At 69.6% G+C, this 16,295-nt stretch carries 16 protein-coding genes; 3 read left to right on the forward strand and 13 right to left on the reverse strand.

Translation table 11 applies throughout. The annotated features are described in order from the left end of the window. Nucleotides 1-25 precede the first annotated feature (25 nt). Genes aztC through aztB form a run of 3 tightly spaced genes read right to left on the reverse strand, consistent with a single transcriptional unit; the run spans nucleotide 26 to nucleotide 2,966 of the window. A complete protein-coding gene (gene aztC / locus AB0N89_RS01750; protein WP_364199106.1) occupies nucleotides 26-925 on the reverse strand; it encodes a zinc ABC transporter substrate-binding protein AztC in 900 nt (299 codons plus the stop codon). Beyond that, the gene (locus tag AB0N89_RS01755) at nucleotides 922-2,118 is read right to left on the reverse strand and encodes a hypothetical protein (RefSeq protein WP_364199108.1); all 1,197 of its coding nucleotides are present in this window, start codon (nucleotides 2,116-2,118) and stop codon (nucleotides 922-924) included. The genes aztC and AB0N89_RS01755 overlap by 4 nt, the downstream gene beginning before the upstream one ends. Beyond that, nucleotides 2,115-2,966 (reverse strand): zinc ABC transporter permease AztB, encoded by an 852-nt coding sequence (gene aztB / locus AB0N89_RS01760; protein WP_364199110.1) that lies wholly within the window; start codon nucleotides 2,964-2,966, stop codon nucleotides 2,115-2,117. Before aztB ends, AB0N89_RS01755 begins: the two co-directional genes overlap by 4 nt. 47 nt (nucleotides 2,967-3,013) lie before the next feature. On the opposite strand from aztB, the gene aztA reads away from it, so the two are divergent. After that, a complete protein-coding gene (gene aztA, locus AB0N89_RS01765) occupies nucleotides 3,014-3,724 on the forward strand; it encodes a zinc ABC transporter ATP-binding protein AztA (RefSeq protein WP_364199112.1) in 711 nt (236 codons plus the stop codon). Here aztA and AB0N89_RS01770 read toward each other — a convergent pair. Genes AB0N89_RS01770 through AB0N89_RS01795 form a run of 6 tightly spaced genes read right to left on the reverse strand, consistent with a single transcriptional unit; the run spans nucleotide 3,721 to nucleotide 11,025 of the window. Then, the gene (locus AB0N89_RS01770; protein WP_364199114.1) at nucleotides 3,721-4,452 is read right to left on the reverse strand and encodes an alpha/beta fold hydrolase; all 732 of its coding nucleotides are present in this window, start codon (nucleotides 4,450-4,452) and stop codon (nucleotides 3,721-3,723) included. The two genes, aztA and AB0N89_RS01770, sit on opposite strands and share 4 nt — an antisense overlap. Further along, entirely contained in the window at nucleotides 4,449-5,720 is a 1,272-nt protein-coding gene (locus AB0N89_RS01775; protein WP_364199116.1) for a transporter, read from the reverse strand. Before AB0N89_RS01775 ends, AB0N89_RS01770 begins: the two co-directional genes overlap by 4 nt. Nucleotides 5,721-5,722: 2 nt before the next feature. Next, nucleotides 5,723-6,235, reverse strand: coding sequence for a hypothetical protein (locus tag AB0N89_RS01780; protein WP_364199118.1), 513 nt, complete (start codon nucleotides 6,233-6,235; stop codon nucleotides 5,723-5,725). Then, nucleotides 6,232-8,370, reverse strand: a complete 2,139-nt coding sequence (locus AB0N89_RS01785) for a hydantoinase/oxoprolinase family protein (protein WP_364199120.1) — start codon at nucleotides 8,368-8,370, stop codon at nucleotides 6,232-6,234. The genes AB0N89_RS01780 and AB0N89_RS01785 overlap by 4 nt, the downstream gene beginning before the upstream one ends. A gap of 22 nt (nucleotides 8,371-8,392) precedes the next feature. Beyond that, a complete protein-coding gene (locus AB0N89_RS01790; RefSeq protein WP_364199122.1) occupies nucleotides 8,393-10,015 on the reverse strand; it encodes an FAD-dependent oxidoreductase in 1,623 nt (540 codons plus the stop codon). An 8-nt stretch (nucleotides 10,016-10,023) separates the two neighbouring features. Continuing rightward, nucleotides 10,024-11,025, reverse strand: a complete 1,002-nt coding sequence (locus AB0N89_RS01795) for a LacI family DNA-binding transcriptional regulator (protein WP_364199123.1) — start codon at nucleotides 11,023-11,025, stop codon at nucleotides 10,024-10,026. Between the two features lie 194 nt (nucleotides 11,026-11,219). Here AB0N89_RS01795 and AB0N89_RS01800 point away from each other — a divergent pair, with 194 nt between their 5' ends. After that, on the forward strand, nucleotides 11,220-12,218 hold the full coding sequence (locus AB0N89_RS01800) for a hypothetical protein (protein ID WP_364199125.1): 999 nt from the start codon (nucleotides 11,220-11,222) through the stop codon (nucleotides 12,216-12,218). Nucleotides 12,219-12,495: 277 nt separating this feature from the next. On the opposite strand, the gene AB0N89_RS01805 is transcribed toward AB0N89_RS01800, so the two are convergent. From AB0N89_RS01805 to AB0N89_RS01820, 4 genes are read right to left on the reverse strand one after another with little or no spacing between them, the layout of a single operon-like run. After that, entirely contained in the window at nucleotides 12,496-13,506 is a 1,011-nt protein-coding gene (locus AB0N89_RS01805) for an SPFH domain-containing protein (protein ID WP_364199127.1), read from the reverse strand. Next, on the reverse strand, nucleotides 13,485-13,940 hold the full coding sequence (locus AB0N89_RS01810; protein WP_364199129.1) for an NfeD family protein: 456 nt from the start codon (nucleotides 13,938-13,940) through the stop codon (nucleotides 13,485-13,487). The genes AB0N89_RS01805 and AB0N89_RS01810 overlap by 22 nt, the downstream gene beginning before the upstream one ends. 13 nt (nucleotides 13,941-13,953) lie before the next feature. Next, nucleotides 13,954-14,607 (reverse strand): response regulator transcription factor, encoded by a 654-nt coding sequence (locus AB0N89_RS01815; RefSeq protein ID WP_364199131.1) that lies wholly within the window; start codon nucleotides 14,605-14,607, stop codon nucleotides 13,954-13,956. 3 nt (nucleotides 14,608-14,610) lie between these two features. Continuing rightward, the gene (locus AB0N89_RS01820) at nucleotides 14,611-15,558 is read right to left on the reverse strand and encodes a HAMP domain-containing sensor histidine kinase (protein ID WP_364199133.1); all 948 of its coding nucleotides are present in this window, start codon (nucleotides 15,556-15,558) and stop codon (nucleotides 14,611-14,613) included. 194 nt (nucleotides 15,559-15,752) lie between these two features. Between AB0N89_RS01820 and AB0N89_RS01825 the strand changes: the two genes are divergently transcribed. Further along, nucleotides 15,753-16,286, forward strand: a complete 534-nt coding sequence (locus tag AB0N89_RS01825; RefSeq protein WP_364199135.1) for a CBS domain-containing protein — start codon at nucleotides 15,753-15,755, stop codon at nucleotides 16,284-16,286. Nucleotides 16,287-16,295: the final 9 nt, after the last annotated feature.

Below are 16,295 nucleotides of genomic sequence, written 5' to 3' on the forward strand. Positions count from 1 at the left end.
CCTTGTGCCTTTCGTCTGTTCCGGGTCAGGAACGGGTCAAACCAGTGGTGATCGATTCGGTGTTGGCGCGCATCATTTCCAGGTAGGTGGTCGCGCCCTGGCCTGGTTCGCTGAGCGATTCCGAGAACAACGAGGTCACCGCGACGTGCAGGCCGGCCTGTTCGGCCAGAACCCGCGCGAGGCGGTCCGGCTGCGAGGAATCGGCGAAGACGACAGGAACTCCGGCCTTGCGCACGACGTCGGCGAGTGCCTTCAAATCCGAGGAGCTGGGCGACGCGAGCGTGGTCCCGCCGGGGATCACCGCACCGACGACTTCGAATCCGTACCGCTGCGCCAGATACCCGAAGACGTGGTGATTGGTGACGAGTTTCCGGCGCTCGGGCGGGATTCCGCCGAACTTCTGCGTCATCATCGTGTCGAGTGCGGCGATCTCCGCGCTGTAGCGGTCGGCGTTCGCCCGGATCACCGCCTCGTCGACACCGCCGACGTGAGCGACGACCTCGTCGGCGATCGCCTTCACCGCGTCGCGCACCCGTGCGGGATCCGTCCAGAAATGGGGATCCGGCTTGTCACCCGCGTAGCTGATCGGGTTCGCCCGTTCCCCCGCCGGAAGTGCAGGTACACCGTTCTCCTCGGCGGTGCGGACCGTGCGCAGCATGCCCTCTTCGAGCCCAAGCCCGTTGTAGACGATCAGACCGGCGCGTTCGACCTGGGCCGCCTGCTGCGCGGAGATCCCGAAGGAATGCGGGTCGGCGTTCGGCTTCATCAGCACGGTGACCTCGGCCTGATCGCCGACGACGGCGCGGGTGATGTCGCCGAGGATGTTCGTGGTGACGACGACCGAGGTGCTCTTCCCGCCACTTCCGGAACAGCCCGCCGCCGCGAGTAACGCCGCGACGCACAGTGCGATTACCCGGCGCTTCATCGCCCGGTCTCCACGATGTGGCTTGCCTTGCCGCCGACCTTCAACGTCCTGGCACGACGAAGGTTGTCGTTGTAGTCGATCTCGTAGACGTCGGCCGAGAGCGGGTTGTTGACGTAGGCGCGGGTCGTGTCGACCTGGATGGACGGACCGTCGGCAGCGGCTGCTTCCGGCGTCAGAAGTGGGACCGCCGCCTGTTCCTTTCCGTTGCCGTCGAAGGAACGCAGCGTTCCGTCCCGGGTCAGGGCCAGCAGCTGGCCGCCCTCACCCACGGCACTCACCGCGGTGACCGGTCCGGTCTCGACGTACTGCCAACCGCGCCGGCCGATGTCCAGGAACCACGCGGCGGCCTCCCCCGCGCGTGCCGCGAGAGTCGCGGCGCCCGGACGGTGGAAGAACGCGGTCGCGCGCTCCTGCGCGTCGACACTGCGCGGGTACGGGATCTTCGAGCCGGTGAACACACCGTCCTTTTCGGTCACGAGCAACGCGCCGTCCGCGCAACCGAACACGACGCCTCGCCGGGTCACCGCCTGCCCCTGCAGATCCGGACACGGCTCAGGGATCTCCGCCACGGCTTTGCCCTGACGGTCGTGAACGCGCACTCCGCGCCCCAGTTGCTTTCCCGGTTCCGCCACGGAAGCCAGGACGTGTCCGCCGTAAGGAATCGCGACGGCGGCATGCGGTTCCCGCGTGATCTTCCCGAGTTCCGCCACGGCTCCCTTGTCGAGCTGCGCCCTGTCCAGCAACGTCGTCGTACCGTCCGAATAGGACAGCGCGGCGACAGCGGGATCGCTGTAGGCCGACAGGGGCTGCTTGCCAGGCGCCACGCCGACGTCTCGGACTTTCGCCCGGTAGTAATGGACGTGGTCGCCGTGGTCGACCATCCAGGAACCACTGTCGATCACACGGGCCGTCCCGTCGTGCGCGGTCAGGTAGCCGAAACGGCCGTCAGTGGTCAGGGCGCGCACTCCGTCGACTTGACCGGTCTCGTGCACCTCCTCGGTGATCAGGTCAACCACACGCACGGCACCCGTTCCGGCGTCCGCGACGATCAGCCGCGACTGGGCCTCGGCCGCCTCTTCGGCTCCTTCGACGTAGCCGTGCGGAACCTCCGCGGTCACCTCCTTCGGCTGCTCCCCGCCGCACGCCGCCAAGGTCAGCGCCGCGACGATCACCGTCACTGCTTTCAGTTTCATCGTGAGCTCTCGATCTCCGGGGTCAGGGAACGGAATCGCTGTCGTACGAATGACAAAAGGGCGGAGAGGAAGAACAACAGGACCGCGCCGGCGGCGATGGTCGCGCCCGCCGCGGTGCCCCAATGCCAGGACACGAGCAGGCCGCCGACAGTGGCGACGATGCCGAGCGCCGCCGCGATGAGCATGATCGTGGTGATCCGCCGCGACCAGAACAGCGCCGCCGCGGCCGGGGCGATGAGCAGCCCGAACACCAGCAACGTGCCCACCACGCGGAACGACGCGACGATCGTCAGCGTGACCAGCCCGAGCAGCACCGCGTTGGCCAGGCGTGGACGGAGGCCCAGCGTGTGCGCCTTCCGGACGTCGAACGTGAGCGCGGTGAACGAGCGGTGCCCCAGTAAAGCCACCGCACCCACGACGACCAGGGTGATCCCGAGGCCGACGAGATCACCGGATCCGACGGCGAGCACGTCGCCGAAGAGGAATCCGGTGAGATCGACCGCGAACGACCTCGAATGCGACACGATGATCACGCCGGTGGCGAGCATGCCGACGAAGAGCAAGCCGATCGTGGTGTCTTCGGACAACCGCCGCGAACGCCCGAGGGCCGTGACACCGAGCGCCATCACCCCGGCGCTGATCGCGGCCCCGATCAGCAGGTTCACGCCGGTCAGCGAGGCGATCGCCACCCCGGGCAGCATCCCGTGCGACATGGCGTCCCCGATGAAGGCCATGCCGCGCAACACCACCCAGGTCCCCACGACGGCGCACACCGCCGAGACGAGCACCCCCGCCACCAGCGCACGCTGCACGAACGACACCTCGAAGGGGATCAGCAACCACTCCACGCGTCACACTATAGTGGTAATGATTGTCATTATCTAAAGGAGGTGCGATGACCCCGGACACAGCGGCACTCACGATCGACCGCGCGCACGCGCACTACGGGCCCCGCGAGGTGCTGCGCGGGATCAGCACCCAGGTACCCGCCGCACGACTGACCGCGATCGCCGGCCCGAACGGCGCCGGCAAGTCGTCACTGCTCAACCTCGTCGCCGGTGTACTGCCACCGACCAGCGGATCGGTGACGCGCCGAGACCCGGGTCGCGTCGCCTACGTGACCCAGCAGAGCGAGGTGTCGCAGTCGCTGCCGATCACCGTGCGAGCCACTGTCACGATGGGGCGCTGGGCGCACCGCGGCCCATGGCGGCGTCTGTCCAAGATGGACCGAAAGATCGTCGGAGAATGCCTGGAGCTACTGGACATCACTGCGATCGCGGATCGGCTGATCGGCACGCTCTCCGGCGGGCAGCGTCAGCGGGCGCTGGTGGCACAGGGATTGGCCCAGCACTCCGCGCTGCTGCTGCTCGATGAGCCATCGGCCGGGCTGGACCTGCGTGCCCGTGGGTTGATCGACGAAGCACTCCGCGCCGCACTCGCCGACGGCACGACGGTCGTGCGCGTCACGCACGACCTCGAAGTGGCGGGCCGAGCCGACCACTGCCTTCTGCTGCAGGACGGCCGCCTCGTCGGCGAAGGCCCTCCGGCGTCGGTCCTGACCCCGGACCGCGTGGCCGCCGCCTGGGGCCTCCGAACCCGCATTTAGTCCTCTGAATGCGGCAACGAAAGCCACCGCACAGTGACCTCGATCGCCTCCTCCGCGGCTTCCCCGAACCCGTGACCCACGCCGGCAAGCGCGTGCCAGCTCGTCTCGGGCCGCGCGAACGCGGTCTCGCGGGCGATGTCGTGGGAGACGTGCTCGTCCGCGGAACCGTGGACGACGAGGGCGGGTACCTCGGACGTCAGGAACGCAGCTTGAGGATCGAGCCGAGCGAACTCCTCGAACAGCGCGCCGCCCAGCTCGAACCGGCCCTCGATGTCCAGGAAACCTCTGTCTGTCAAAGAAGTCCGGTCCGAGTACAGAGCACGCCCCCTGGGCAGTTCCGGCTCCAGGAACGTCCGCCGCAGGTCGAGCACCGGTTGCCAGAGCACGACCTCGCGCACCGGCAGCGACGCCAGTGACAGCGTCGTGCTCACCGCGCCGAAGCTCGAAGCCACCACCGAAACGGGCCCGCCCACCGAGTCCACCACGGCGCGCAGGTCCGCGAGTTCGCCCGCGATCGTCATGTCCCTCGGCCGTCCGTCACTGCGGCCATGCCCGCGAAAAGAGAAGCGCAGCACCATGAAACCCGCTGCGGCGAGCCTTGGCGCGAGCGTGGTGAAGAGGCCGTTCTCGTCGAGATCCGCGGTGATCCCGTGGACGAGCACGACGGTCTCCGGCCCGCCCTCGTGCCGGACGCAGTCGAGACTGAGACCGTCGGACGTCGTGATCACAGGTAGAGCACCGCCGTGAGCACCATGCCGCCCAAACCGACGAGCCACGTGTAGGGCAACGTCGAGACCATCGCGCGCTCGGGCCGAACCCCGGCGTACTGGGACGCCCACACCGTCTGGGTGCTGGTGGGGTCGGAAACGCTGAAGACCTGGTTGTAGGAGGCCATCAGCCCGACGACGGCCGGGAGCGGGTAGATCCCGCCGGTGACCAGCACTCCCGCGACACCGGCCCCGAGGCCGAACACGTTGAGCGGCCCGCGGAACAGGCACAGCGGGACCAGCGCGGCGAACACCACGACGAACCACACCACCCCGGACGGGCTGATCGCCGCCACGATCGGGGTCAGCGCGCCCTTCGCGCCGGGCAGTTTCACCGCGGCCAGCAGCATCCCGATGGCGACGAACAGCGCGATCGGCGGCGCCGCGACGTCGAAAGCCTTGTACAGCGACCGCAGCCCGCGTCCGCTGAGCTCGCCCCATTCGGTCGTCGTCACGAGCGCGTAGACCACACCCGCCAGCAGCGACGGAACGATCGGTACCGCGAATTCGAGGGCGAGGACGATGGGCACGAGCGGCGAAAGGAGCGCGTACCAGGGCGCGTCGCCGCGACGCACGCGCGCCTTCGGCCGGTCCAGCTTCACCGCCCAGGTGTGCCGGGCGCCGCGACGCGTCTGGATGAGCACGTACGCGATGCCCACGACGAGCGCCATCGGGAACAGCTTGATCATGATCGACTTGACGTCGGAGACCGGCGCGCCGAGCGCGTCGGACAGGAACTGCCATACGGCCAGTTCGAGCGGCGACCCGGCGGAGATGCCCATCAGCACCGTTCCGCCCGCGGCGACCGGGCTGACGCCGACCGCGATCATCGCCGGGATGCCGACGACACCGGCGAGCATCGCCGCCGGGGCGGAGCCGGTGATGCTGCCGCACAGGATCGACACGGCGAACACGCCGAGCGCGACGACCGACGGCCGCTCGCCGCCGAACTCGACGATCTTGCGCACGAGCGTCCCGGCGATGCCGGTCTCGTCCATGAGCGTGCCGAGCCAGGAGCCGAGCAGGACGGCGATCATCGTGGACGCCAGCGTCGCGGACCCGGTCTGCAGCACCCCGGTCAGGATGCTGTCCTTCGCCCCGGTCAACGGCGCCCCGGCGAGCACGGCGATCCCGAGCGCGAGCAGCACCAGCGCGAACGCCGTCGGCAGCACTCGGGTGAGCATGAGCACGACGCCCACCGCCATCAGGACAAGAATCGCGATTCCCATGGTCAGTTCCCTCCCGCGAGCGCGGTGGTGATCAGCAGCGGGCTGACGGCCAGACCGCTGCGGTGGTGGGCGAAGCGATGCGCGGTGATCTCCTCCGCGCCGGCGACGTGTCCGCGCAGGCGCAGCGGGCCGAGCTGTAGCGCGGTGTGCCCGAGCCGCCGGTTCAACTCGCGTACGTCGAGCCGGTGATGGGCGAGTTCGTGAGCGACGGCGGCTCGGCGGAGTGCTTCGCGGGTGACCGGCCATCCGCGTGCCCGAGCCAGTTTTTCGACCCGGCGCAAGGCTTCCGTGTACACGACGACGGTGCCGCGCTGGTGCTCGGCGAGCACCAGCTCACGTTCGCTGACGCCGCCTTCCCGCTCCACGACCCGGATGTCGCCGGAATCGGCCCCGGCGGCCAGTTCGTCGCCGTAAGCCAGCGCGATCTCCGCCCAAGCGCGCAGCTGGTCCTCGGACCGGTTCTCGTGGGTGGGCGTCGCCCGCAGCAGGTCAACGGCCAGCTCGACGTCGTTCATCGGCGGTCCTGGAGGATCACGACGACCGGCTCGTCACTCGCGCGGGTCTTCAGTTCGGCTCCGGCCAGCGCGAGCAACTGGTCCCGGTCCAGCACGCCGGACAGGTCCGCGATCTTGGGTCCCACCAGCAGCCAGACCGCCGGAGCGCGGGAACCGCCGTCGCCGTAGCGGGTGTGCTGATCGGCGAGCGTGGCCAGCCGGGCCTGGGCCGCGCCGACGTCGGAGGTCTCGACGACGGCGCCCGCGCCGTGCAGCCGGATCACGCCCTCGCCGTCGACGACCCTGACGTGCTGGACCGGTTTGGTGAAGCGGCCGAACACCCCGTGCCGGCGGGCCGAGGCGGTGAAGACGCGGTGGTGCGCCGTGGACGCGACTCGACTCAAGCGTTCGGGTCCGACGCCGATGCTGCGCGCGACAGCGGCTCCGACCGCCTCGTCGTCCACTGTGGACGCCCGGTCCTTGGTGCGCAGCTCGGTGGCGCCGGTGGCCACCGCGCGGATCAGGTTGCGCTGCGGGTCGACGGTGACGTCGACCTCGACGCCCGCCGGATCGGCGCCCTGCGCGACGACCGCGGCCTCGGCTTCCGTCCGCACGGCGAGAACGTCCGCATTGGACGGACCGGGCACGATCCGCTCGACCGACTCCCGGACCAGGGCCAGCGCGGCACCGAGCGGACTGATCACCTCGGCGTGCGCCGCGATCCGCCAGTCGTGCCCGGAATCCTCGCCGAGGAACGGGGTGACCGCGGCCGCCCCGCCGCCCCCGCCGACCAGGGTCGGCTGCTCCAGCCGGTACTCCCGGATCAGCTCGTCGACGACCGTCCGCACCGGCTTCACCGCCTGACGCAGCACAGCGCGTGCGGCTTCCTCGACCGAGGCAGCCATGGCATCGGCGAGTGGGGTCAGCGCCAGTCGAGCGGATTCCGCCTCGGAACGCGCGTAAGAACCCGCTGGCACGACGCCGAGCGCGTTGGCCGCGCAGGTCAGGGTGAGCGCGTACCGCTTGCCGTCGACCGCTTCCAGTGCGACGTAATCGCTCGGATCGTCAGGCCGCGGCGAGACGGTGATCAGCTTCGCTCCGGCCAACGCCGACGCCGGTGCGAAACAGGCGTAAGGCAGACCCGCGATGTGCGCGCTGCGCGGTCCGACGTCGGTCACCGCGCGACCGGAGAACCGGATCAGCGAACCGCCGCCGATGCCGATCGTGCGCACGTCGAGGGCGGGCAAGTAGGTCTCGTGCCCGCCGAGATGGGCGTGGCGCACCAGCACCCGCCCGCGGCGGACGACGCTGATGTCGGTGGACGTCCCGCCGGTCTCGAGGAACAGCCCTTCGCTGAGCTTCTCCCCCATCAACGCGCCCGCCACCCCCGCGGCCGGCCCGGACAACGCCGTCAGCAGCGGACGGCGTCGCATCTCCGGCAGCGACATGACCCCGCCGTCGCCCCGCACCACCATCAACGGCGCGGTCACCCCCGCCCGCCGCACGCTCGCCTCGACCAGGTCGGCGGTCGACACCATGCGCGGCATGATCCCCGCGTTCAGCACCGCGGTCCTGGCGCGTTTCGTGAGCCCGTACAGACCGGTGATCTCGTGCGTGGCCGTGGCGAGCACGTCCCGCTCCCGCGCGGCGGCCGCGACCGCCCGCTCCCCCTCCGGATCGTCCACACTGAACGGTTCGACGGCGACGACCACTTCGGCCCCCTGCCGGACCAGGTCGTCGACCGCCGCCCCGGCGTCGGACAGGGCGTGGACCGGCGCGAACCGCACCGGGAGTTTCCGCCCCGGCGCCAGTTCCATTTTCGCGAACGCGCCGAGCCGCCGGGTGGCGAAAGCGTCGAAACCGGTGCCGACACCGGCGATCCCGACCGTCGCCACGTCGCCTTCCAGCAGCGCGTTGGTCGCCTGGGTGGTGCCGTGCGCGAGGAACGAGACGTCCTCCGCGCCGATCCCGACATCGGCACGGAGTTTCTCCAGTGCCTCGAGGATGCCGTGGGCGACACCGTCTTCATGGTCGTGGCTGGTCGGGACCTTGACCTGGCCGAGCAGCTCGAACGTGCGCGCGTCGACGGCGACCGCGTCGGTGAACGTGCCGCCGACGTCGATGCCGACGCGGACCGGAGTGGGCTGGGACGTCATCGTCCACCTCCTGGGGAAAGGGTCAGTAACCGCGGACCTCGGGCCAGCGGCGTTCGACGCCGGCGCGGTCCAGCACTCGGGCGAACTCCTCGAACCGCGCCGGGTCCTCTCGGACGGCGTGCGGTTCGCCGCCGCCACGCAGCGCGAATCCGGCGAGGTGGCCGGCGACCTCGCCGACGTTCCACTCGACGGGGTGCAGCCGGTGACAGCCGTTGGTGATGTGGGTGGTGCCGATGTTCTTGCCCGCCGGCAGCAGGTTCCGCATCCGCCGGGGCAGCAACGCGCCGAGCGGGAGCTCGAACGGCACGCTCGGCACGTCGACGTAGGTGTCGCCGGACGTCGAGGGGTGCAGGTCGATCCGGTAGCTGCCGACGCCGACGGAATCCTCGCGGCGCTTGCGGCCGGTCGGTCCGAGAACGTCGAGCGAGACGTCCTGTTCGACGATCGTCGTGACGGCCCGGATCCGCCGTGCTTCCCGCACGTACGCGGACTTGGCCAGGCCGTCGTCCGTGTCGACGACGTCCCGGCGCAGCTTCAGTCCGGGGAAGCCGGTGCCGCCGTCGAGCCGCGGCACCTCGGTCTGCAACCAGTACAGGACCGACAACGAGAGCTGTTTGGCCTCGTGGTGCGCCTGTGCGACGTCCTCGGCGGTGCTCACGCCGTCGATCTCGACCGCGGGCCGCAGCCAGTAGTCGTTGAGAGGCCAGTTCACCAGCGTGATGTCCGAGTCGAAGGCGTCCGGCCGGTGCAGTTTCCGGGCGAGGATCCGGCGGAAACCCCACAGTTCCTTGTCGCCCGCGTCGGCGCTCTGGTCGGCGCTCACGGCCAGCGGATCGGTGTCCGGGTTCGGAGCGAAGGTGCGGCCGACCGGCTCCAGCGAACGCGGATCCGGGGCGAGGAAGCCGAGCAGCGGTCCGGGCCAGAAGTCCGGCTCGTACTCGCGCCAGAAGCCGTACATCTCCGGCCGGTCGATCGTGTGGTCCTCGCCCGCGTGGTGCGACAGGGCGAAGCAATAGGTGATGCCCTGCAGGTTTCCGGGGTCGGCCTGGTCCGGGGCGTGCGGTTCGCCGTGGTCGGACTGCGCCTCGGCGCCGATCGCGAACTCCGTGCCGGTCATCGGCAGCAGGTCGCCGTTCTCGGTCGCGTCGAGCACGTACTCCGCGCGCACCGTGGTGCGCTCCCCACCGGGACCTTCGAAGGTGACGGCGTCGACACGATCACCGGTGACTTCCGCGGCGACCGGCCGATGGCGCAGGAGAACGGTGAGCCGCCCGGCGGCCCGGTGCGGCGCCAGCATCGACTCCAGCACGGCGAGCGCCACGCGCGGCTCGTGACACAGCTTGCTGACCCGGCCCGCGCCGGGGTTGAGGTCGGTCAACGCGGCCGCCTCGGCGCGCAGCGGATAGTGCCGCCGATAGTAGTCACGAACGCCTTCGCGGAACGCGCGGTAGGAGGCCGTGCCGCCGAAGCGTTCGATCCACGGGTTCTCGTCCGGGGGGACCGCCTGGGCGGTGAACTGGCCGCCGAGCCAGTCGGTCTCCTCGGTCAGCACGACGCGATGCCCCGCCGAAGCGGCGGCGAGCGCGGCGGCGACGCCACCCACCCCGCCGCCCGCGACGAGGATCTCGGTGCCGAGTTCAAGCATGGTTGGTCCTATCGGGATCGTGGTGGGCCGACGTGGGCGCCGTCCACCGGTGGGCACCGCAGCAGCTGCTGCCGCACGGTCTTCTTGTCTGTCACGAGGTCGACCAGCAACCGCACCGCGCGCCTGCCCATCTCCCGCATCGGGACCTCGAACCCGCTCACGCCGGGCGGTCCGCCGAGCACGGCCAGCGAGAGATCGTCCGGTGTGGACAGTCCGGCCGCGTCGATCGCACCCCGTACGGCCCGGTACGCCGTGCCGGTGTCGGTCCCCTCGACCACGACGGCGGTGACCCCTTCGGCGAGCCAGCCCCGGACGGTCGTCGCGGTCAATTCCGCGCCCTGCAACCGGACGACGCCGGTTTTCGGGGCCGCCTGCAGGACGCCGCGCTGCCGATCTTCCGACGAAGGTGCTTCATCGGCCTCCCGCAGATAACGGATCTCGCGATGTCCGAGGTCGAGCAGACGTCGCAGCACGAGGGCGGACGCCGTCACGTAGTCCGCGCCGACGTACGGGATCCGGCCGCCCAGTTCCGGGCGCCGTCCGATGTAGACCAACGGGAACCCGTCGTCGACGAGCCGTGACACCGGCCCTTCCGGTACGTGCCTGCCGAAGAACAGGCAGCCGTCGCCCAGCCGGGTACGGCGGATCGCGGCCTCCTGCCGCGCCCCGGGGCCGCTGGTGCCGGTGAACAGGATGAGGTCCTGGCCGAGGTTGGCCGCCTCTTCCTCCACTCCGGACAAGATCGGGTGGTAGGTGTCCGTTTCGTCGGTCGGGAAAGCACTGCGGAAGGTGTAGAGGCCGAGCAGGTTCGACCGCGACCGCGCGAGCCGGGTCGCCACCGGATGCGGCACGTAGCCGAGGTTCTGCGCCACCTCCATCACCCGGCGCCGGGTCGATTCGGCCATCCGCACGGTGCGGTTGCCGCCGAGCACCACGGAGACGGTCGCCTGCGACACCCCGGCGATGCGGGCGATGTCCGCTTGCCGGGGCGGACGACGTCCTGTGGTCATTTCCCCCTCCTCCGGGTGGGCTAATGCGGTTTAGCCGAGCATCTGTCCGCGATCCGGCGAAAGCAAGGAAAGCGGCTCATCCTGTCCGGTACCGCCGCTGAGCAGGACTAATACGTATTAGCTCCTTGACGGTCCCCGGGAGCCGTCCGAATGGTTGGACAAGCACGTCAACGCCGACGAAAAGGAGTGTCCGCATGACCGAGCTGTCCCGACGCGCGGCTCTGCGCGGAGCCGCCGGAGTGGGTATCGGCCTCGCCGCGATGCCCGTCCTGGGCGCCGGATCCGCCTCCGCCGCACCGGCCGGTTTCCCGGAGTACCGATTCCTGCGCACCGCGTTCGACAAGAGCAAACTGAAGTACAACCCGACCGGCGAACTGATCTTCCCGTGCATCCGCGGTGTCGCGGGCCGGGTCGCGAACCCGCTGGGTCGCTACTACCTCTACTACGCCCCGCACGACGCTCCGGGCGGCATCTGCCTTTCCTACGCCGACAGCCTCGAAGGTCCCTTCACCGAGTATCCGAACAACCCGATCGTGAAGCGGACCTGGAGTCCGCACTACGACGTTTCGCACGTCTCCTCGTCACACGTGCTGTGGAACGAGGACGCGCGCGAGCTGTGGTTGTACTTCCACGGCGAGAACACGACGACCCGGCTCGCGCGGTCGAAGGACGGCATCCACTTCACCTACGACAAGGTCGTGCTCTCGGCGTCGATGCTGCCTGCGGGTACCACCGAGACCTCGTACGCGCGGGTTTTCGAGCACAGCCTGCCCGCGAAGGGCGCCAAGTACGTGATGGTCTTCATGAGCAACAACAAGTCCAACCACCGCGCGATCAGCTGGGGCTGGTCCGCCGACGGCCGGAACTGGACCTTCTCGCAGACCCCGCTGATCCGCCCCGAAGAGGTCGGCGCGAGCAACATCGGTGCCCCGACCATCGTCGAACGGGGCGGCTCGACGTACGTCATCTACCACGAGAACATCGAAGCCGGCGGCAACATGCTCATCACCGAGGTCGGCAAGGACTTCGGCAAGCGGAAGCACCTCGGTGTCTTTCACGCCCCGCTTTCGGGCGCGCCGGACAACGGGCGCTGCGCGGCGCCGTCGTTCGGGACCATGAACGGCAAGGAGTACATGTTCTACGAGGCGGGCGAACGCCTGGCCGGCTCGATCGCGATCGCCCGCGCCGTCTGAGGGCCTCGGGAGTGGCGAGGACGGTCCGGTCGACGCGGGCGACGAGAGCGCATGCGTTACTCAGGGTGAGAGGCGTGTGGAATCAGGGACGTTCAACGTCCCTGATTCCACACAGCCGGCACCAACGTCCGGATGAAATGGGCGATCTCGCGTGATCAGGCGGCGAACACGCGTGATCAGACGACGTTCACCGTGTTCGCCGCCTGATCACGCGAGTCACGCTTTTACACACCTTGGGCTCGGACACGACGCCGCCTTTGCCCACAGGCGTCACCACTCACGAGGTCTTCTCGGTCGCCACCGCGACGGCCACCGCATCGGCGACGGCTTCGGCTGCCTTGGCGGCGTCCTCCTGAGCCGCGGCAGCCGGGGCGTCGCCGACGTCGGCCTCCCGCACGGCAGCGGACCGCGGCAGGTTCTCGGCGAAGGCACGCGAAACGTTCTGCAGCGCCGAAGTCACCTCGCTGGGGATGACGAAGAAGCTGTTGCCTTCGCCTTGAGCCAGCTGCGGCAACGTCTGCAAATACTGGTAAGCCAGCAGTTTCGGGTCGGCGTCGTTGCGATGTACGGCCTGGAAGACCTGATCGATGGCGCGGGCCTCACCTTCCGCCTTCAGGATCTCCGCCGTCCGGTTGCCTTCCGCGCGCAGGACCGCGGCCTGTTTGTCGCCCTCGGCGGTGAGGATCTGGGACTGCCGCTGCCCTTCGGCAGCCAGGATCGCGGCACGTTTCGCCCGTTCCGCGCGCATCTGCTTCTCCATGGCGTCCTTGATGGTCGCCGGCGGATCGATGGCCTTGATCTCGACGCGGTTCACCCGCAGTCCCCATTTGCCGGTCGCGTCGTCGAGGACGCCCCGCAGCTGGCTGTTGATGGTGTCGCGAGAGGTCAGCGTGCGTTCGAGGTCCATCGAGCCGACCACGTTCCGCAGGGTCGTGACGGTGAGCTGTTCCACGGCCTGCAGGAAACTGGCGATCTCGTAGGCGGCCGCGCGCGGATCGGTGACCTGGAAGTACAGCACGGTGTCGATCTCGACGACCAGGTTGTCCTCGGTGATCACCGGCCGCGGTTCGAACGAGACGACCTGCTCGCGGAGGTCGATCTTCGGGTACACCCGGTCGATGTAGGGAATGACGAAGTTGAGTCCCGGCGACAGCGTCCGGTGGTAGCGGCCGAGCCGTTCCACGTTGCGAGCGCGGGCCTGCGGCACGATCCGCACGGTCCGCAGCACCGTGACGGCGGCGAGCAGGGCGACCACCATGGTCGCGATCAGGGCGGCGGAGATTTCCATGGTCCCTCCCGTGGGTAGACGAGGACAGTGCTTCCTTGGACCTCCATGACGTCCACGACCTCTCCGGCCGGGATCACCAGCGTCCCGTCGAAGGCCCGGGCGGTCCATTCCTCTCCGGCCAGCCGGACCCGGCCGTCCAGTTCGGACACTTCCGTCAGGACGGTGGCCGGTTTCCCGATGAGGGCGTCGAATCCGAACCTTTCGCGTTGCGGACGCTGTAACTGCCGCAGCGCGATCGGCCGGACGAGCACCACACCGATCGTCGAGACGACGGTGAACACCAGGAGCTGGCCGGTGAGCGGCAATCCGACGGCGGCGGCGCCCGCGGTGACGAGCGCGGCTCCGCCGAGCACACCGAGTGCCGCGGTCACGCTGAAGATCTCCGCGACCCCGAGGATCACGGCGAAGATCAGCCAGATGACCCAGTCGTCCATGAGCGACCTCCGATCACGGCTCGATGAGCCCGGCGCGGATGGCGTAGCGGGTGAGTTCGAGCCGGTCCTTCAGCCCGAGTTTGTGCAGCAGGTTGGCGCGGTGCCGCTCGACGGTCTTGACGCTGATGACGAGCAGATCGGCGATCTCCCTGGAGGAATGGCCTTCCGCGACGAGTTTGAGGATCTCCTCCTCCCGGTCGGTGATGGCCTTGGCGGGCAGTTCGGCGCCGTCGCGGGCGCGGTCGAGGTAGTTGCGGATCAGGGCGTTGACGGCGCCCGGGTAGAGGAACGGCTCGCCGCGCATCGCCGCGCGGCAGGCTTCCACCAGGTCCCGGTCGGCGACGGACTTGAGCACATAGCCCGAAGCGCCTGCCTTGAGCGCCTCGAAGAAGTACTGCTCGTTGTCGTACATGGTCAGGATGAGGATCCGCAGGTCGGGCTGGAGCCGGGACAGTTCCCGCGCGGCCTGGAGCCCGGTCAGCCGCGGCATCGCGATGTCGAGGATGGCCAGGTCGGGACGGTCCGCGCGGGCGCGCTCGATCGCTTCGGCGCCGTCGCCGGCCTCGGCGACCACGGTCAGATCCGGTTCGTTGTCCAGGATCAGGCGGACGCCGCGACGGACCAGGGAGTGGTCGTCGGCCAGCAGCACTCGGGTGGTCGGTGGCATGGGTCATCGGCTCCCGGTCGGAACGTGCAGGCGGACCTCGGTGCCGCCTTGTGGGCCGGGACCGACGACGAGTTCGGCGCCGACGAGCAGGGCGCGTTCCCGCATCCCGCGGATGCCCGCGCCTTCGACGGCCGTGCCGAGCCCCCGGCCGTCGTCGCGGATCCGCAGCCGGACCCCGTCGTCGGTCCGGGTGAGGGAGAGTTCGAGGTTCCGTGCGCCGGCGTGGCGGGCGGTGTTGGTGATGGCCTCCTGCGCGACCCGGTAGACGACCAGTTCGGCGTCCTCCCCCAGGTTCGGCAGGTCCGGGTCGAATCGGCGGCGCACCGTCAGGTCGCTGTGCCCGGAGATCTCGGTGGTCAGCGCCTTCAACGCGCTGATCAGCCCCAGCTGTTCGAGGTCGCCGGGCCGCAGCCGCCGCGCGATCCGGCGGATCTCGTCGAGACTGCCGCGGGTGGTCTCCTGCACCTGCCGCAACTCGTCCCGGACCGGGGCGGGCGCGTGGTCGGCGACCCGTTTCAGCTCCAGCAGGACCGCGGTGAGGGTCTGGCCGACCTCGTCGTGCAACTCCTGCGCGACCCGGCGGCGTTCGTCTTCCTGCGCGGTCAAGGCACGCGCCGCACTGTCGCCGCGTTCGGCTTCCAGCCTGTCGAGCATGCTGTTGAACGTCTCGATCAGGTCGGCGATCCCGCCGTGCCCGGTGACCGCCGTACGCGGTCCCGGTCGCAGCAGATCGGTCGTGGTCATGGCGCGGGTGAGCCGCTTCAGCGGGGCGAGCCCGACCCTGAGCAGCACCGCGTTCGCGACGAGCATCGCGGCGAGCCCGCCGAACATGATCACCGCTTCGGTGAACAGCACCGGCGTGGAGACGGTGACCGGGCCGAGCAGGAGCAGCAGCATCGCCACGAGCAGCACGGCCGCGTTGAGCAGGAAAATCCGCCAGAACAGGGACACGACACGCTCCCTTCTCGCTCGCGGTGATCGCCTACCGCCAGGTTGCCGGGCGCGCCACGGCCGTGTCCATCCGGGGTGACACCCATCCGCGTACATGGTGTCCCCCGTCGTAAATGGGTGTCGGCACCGATGGTTCCCGGTGAGAGGCGCCGAAAGACTGTTTCCCGTCCCAGCACCGAGATCAGGGAACCGAGGTGAACCCCGTGGTCACCGGCTCGAAGACCGGGGAAGGCGAACCCCTGACCAGTAACGCCGAATGGGTTGATGCCATGCGCGCCAGCGATATCGCGGTCACCGTGCCGACCGTCACCGCGGACGATCCGGTGACGCAGGCGATCCGGGTGATGGCGGTCAGCAGGCTGCCGGGACTGATCGTGGTCGACAACGTGTCGCGGCCGCGCATGGTGCTCCCGGGAACGCAGGTGCTGCGCCTCGCCGTCCCCGGGTCCTATCAGGACGATCCGGCGCTCGTCCGGGCCGTCGACGAGGAACACGCCGACCGGTTCTGGCGCGAGCTCGGCAATCTGACCGTGCGCGACTGCGCCCAGCACCGCGCGGTGAAACCGGTGATCGTGCGCGCCGACGCCACCCTGCTGGAGATCGCGGCGCTCATGGCCCGCCAGCACAGTCCGCTCGTCGCGGTCGTCGACGACCACGGCGTCCTGATCGGCGCCGTCACCCTCGAACGGCTGATCACCGGTCTCGCCGTGTTCGGCATCGGCGACTAGCCGCACCCC

This window comes from Amycolatopsis sp. NPDC089917, assembly GCF_040684635.1.
Classification (GTDB): Bacteria; Actinomycetota; Actinomycetes; order Mycobacteriales; family Pseudonocardiaceae; genus Amycolatopsis.

What these genes read in the sequence shown, in the direction of transcription:
- aztC (WP_364199106.1), bottom strand. Translation starts at nt 925, where the DNA reads ATGAAGCGCCGGGTAATCGCACTGTGCGTCGCGGCGTTACTCGCGGCG.
- AB0N89_RS01755 (WP_364199108.1), bottom strand. Translation starts at nt 2,118, where the DNA reads ATGAAACTGAAAGCAGTGACGGTGATCGTCGCGGCGCTGACCTTGGCG.
- aztA (WP_364199112.1), top strand. Translation starts at nt 3,014, where the DNA reads ATGACCCCGGACACAGCGGCACTCACGATCGACCGCGCGCACGCGCAC.
- AB0N89_RS01775 (WP_364199116.1), bottom strand. Translation starts at nt 5,720, where the DNA reads ATGGGAATCGCGATTCTTGTCCTGATGGCGGTGGGCGTCGTGCTCATG.
- AB0N89_RS01780 (WP_364199118.1), bottom strand. Translation starts at nt 6,235, where the DNA reads ATGAACGACGTCGAGCTGGCCGTTGACCTGCTGCGGGCGACGCCCACC.
- AB0N89_RS01785 (WP_364199120.1), bottom strand. Translation starts at nt 8,370, where the DNA reads ATGACGTCCCAGCCCACTCCGGTCCGCGTCGGCATCGACGTCGGCGGC.
- AB0N89_RS01790 (WP_364199122.1), bottom strand. Translation starts at nt 10,015, where the DNA reads ATGCTTGAACTCGGCACCGAGATCCTCGTCGCGGGCGGCGGGGTGGGT.
- AB0N89_RS01795 (WP_364199123.1), bottom strand. Translation starts at nt 11,025, where the DNA reads ATGACCACAGGACGTCGTCCGCCCCGGCAAGCGGACATCGCCCGCATC.
- AB0N89_RS01800 (WP_364199125.1), top strand. Translation starts at nt 11,220, where the DNA reads ATGACCGAGCTGTCCCGACGCGCGGCTCTGCGCGGAGCCGCCGGAGTG.
- AB0N89_RS01805 (WP_364199127.1), bottom strand. Translation starts at nt 13,506, where the DNA reads ATGGAAATCTCCGCCGCCCTGATCGCGACCATGGTGGTCGCCCTGCTC.
- AB0N89_RS01810 (WP_364199129.1), bottom strand. Translation starts at nt 13,940, where the DNA reads ATGGACGACTGGGTCATCTGGCTGATCTTCGCCGTGATCCTCGGGGTC.
- AB0N89_RS01815 (WP_364199131.1), bottom strand. Translation starts at nt 14,607, where the DNA reads ATGCCACCGACCACCCGAGTGCTGCTGGCCGACGACCACTCCCTGGTC.